2 protein-coding genes are annotated in these 2,587 nt (G+C 64.7%); both read right to left on the bottom strand.

All coding sequences use genetic code 11. The features are described from left to right. On the bottom strand, positions 1-207 hold a 207-nt coding region (locus tag V6M61_RS15945; protein ID WP_442957793.1), incomplete at its 3' end, for a MotA/TolQ/ExbB proton channel family protein. Positions 208-308: 101 nt separating this feature from the next. Then, positions 309-2,587, bottom strand: a 2,279-nt coding sequence (locus V6M61_RS15950; protein WP_332777566.1) for a DNA internalization-related competence protein ComEC/Rec2, incomplete at its 5' end; no start/stop codon positions are given.

Below are 2,587 nucleotides of genomic sequence, written 5' to 3' on the forward strand. Positions count from 1 at the left end.
CGGCGAGTTGGCGCGCAATTCCTTGAGTTTTTCCTTGTTGAGCTGCTTGTCCTTGATCCAGACCCAGACCTGACCCAGCAGATGCTCGGGGGTGACGCGACTGGCGCGCAGTGTCCACAGGCGTTCGGCAACGATCGCCATGGCCGCAATGGAACTCAGAATGATCGGCAACATCATCCAGCCGCCGGATTTGACCAATTCCCACACAGTGACAGTCCCCTCGAAAAAGTGCGCCACTTTACCATACCGATCCGCGATTAAGACCCGCCGCCCCGACGACCGTAAGGTGGCAACCATGCTGGCACCGATCAACGGCCAGGCGCCGGCGGCTCGCGCCAGAAGCGCCGCTGGTGACGCATCGTCCACGGCGGTTTGAAGCTGCCCAGTTGCAGATGGATGGCGCCCTGCTCGGCGCTGTCATAGATGCGCAGGCCTTGCTTGCGGTAGCGCGCAAGCACGGTCGGATGCGGGTGACCGAAGGAGTTGCCGTGGCCACGGGAGATCAGCACCGCTTCTGGCTGCAAGGCTTTGAGCAGGGCCATCGACGATGAGCTGCGACTGCCGTGATGCGGCGATTGCAGCCATTGCGTCGGCACCGCCAGTGGACTGTCGAGCAGAACGCGCTCGGCGTGAATGTCGATGTCGCCGGTGAGCAGCAGGCGCTCGCCGTTGGCTTCGATCTGCAAGACACAGGAGCGCTGGTTGCTGTCATCGGCCGCCGACCATTGCCAGAGCTGGAACTGCACACCATCCCACTGCCACTGTTCGCCACTTGCGCAGGCTTCGGCGCTCAACTCCGGCGGCAGGTTTGGCGGGTCGCCACTGACGATGCGGTGCACGTTCAATCCACGCATCACCGCCCCGGCGCCGCCAGCGTGATCGGCGTCGGCATGGCTGAGCAGCATCAGGTCGAGCGTTTGCACATTGAGTTTGCGCAGCGCTGGCAGCACCACCCGCTCGCCGAGATCGAACTCGCCGAAACGCGGCCCGGCGTCATAGAGCAACGCGTGATGGCGGGTGCGCACGAGGATGGCCAGGCCTTGGCCGACGTCGAGTTGCCAGACATCGGCCCGCCCCTCTTCTATTCGCTCTCGCGGCGGCAATATCAGCAGCAACATCAACGGCCAGCCCAATGGACGCAGCGGCACACCACGGGGCAACAGCAATAACAAGGCGCCGAGGCTGCCCAAGACCAGCGCCCACAATGGAATGGCGGCAGGTATCCACGCCGGCCATTGCCCGGCAATCAGCGCCAGTCCGATAAACAGCCAGTCGATCAAACCACCGGCCAGCCACAACAATCCTTCGCCAACATAAGGCACTGGCAGCAATAGCGTGCCGAGCAATGCCGGCGGCAATACCACAAGACTGACCCACGGCACCGCCAACAGATTCGCCACAGGGCCACTGACGCTGATCGGCAGGCTGAGCGCCAGCAACACCGGACACAAACCAATCGCGATCAGCCACTGCGCGCGGGTCCAGGTCTGCCACCAGCGCCAAGCGCCCAGCCGCCCGCCGAAGGTGAAAATCAGTACCGCCACCGCGGCGAAAGACAGCCAGAACCCGGGACGCAAACTGGCCAGCGGATCAAACAGCAGCACGCCGTTGAACGCCAGCAACAACGGCCTCCACGCACCGAGATGGCGAAAACGCAGGCGCCACAACAGCACCAGCGCCACCATCACGCAGGCGCGCTGCACCGGCACATCGAAACCGGCGAGCAAGCCATAACCCAGCGCCGCCGCGAAGGCCAGGACGCATGCCCAGGGCAGCCATGGCCAGCGCAACGGCCATAAACCGTATCGCGCAAGCCCGGCGACCAGCAGATACATCACCGCGGCGAGCAAACCGATGTGCTGGCCGGAAATCACCAGCAAATGCACGGTGCCGGTGTCTTGCAGTACCTGCCAGTCCTCGCGACTCAGACCCGAACCGTCGCCGAGCACCAGCGCCGCCAACGCGCCCTCTCGCCCCTGCGCATCGACCGCCAGCAGACGCTGACGAACCCTGTCGCGCCAGGCGTACCGGGCCTCAGCCAGACGCTGGCCATCCTTGATCGTACCGGTCGCACCGATGCGCTGGGCGAGCAGCCAGGCCTCGTAATCGAAGGCGTCCGGGTTGAGCAAGCCACCCGGGCGCTTCAACTTCACCGCCAGACGCCAGCGTTCGCCGCTGTTGACCGGCGGCCCGGCGTACCAGGCCAGGCGCATCAGCGATGGCAGCTTTTCGTGGCGCGAGCGGGCGTCAGCCAGTTCGAAACGCACCACACCGTCGCCGTGCTGCGGCAAGCCGACCACACGCCCCTCGAGCCAACGGGTTTCGCCGTCCAGTGGCGGCGGCAAGCGGTCATTCAGAGCCATCTGCGCGCCGACGCAGGCCCATGTGAAGCCAAACAACAAAAATGCCAGTGGATAGCTGCGAAACGGTAGGACCATCAGCGCCACCACCGGCAGTACCACCCACCAACCGACCGGCGGCAAGGCCGGCAAAAAAACCGGGGCCAGCAGACCGACTGCCAGCGCCATCATCCCTGTGCGCATATGCCCGTCCTTGAGAGTCCCCTCCTTAGGCATAGCGGGTCTGC

Origin of the sequence: Polaromonas sp. (assembly GCF_036676035.1) — a bacterium.
Lineage (GTDB): Bacteria > Pseudomonadota > Gammaproteobacteria > Burkholderiales > Burkholderiaceae_C > Polaromonas.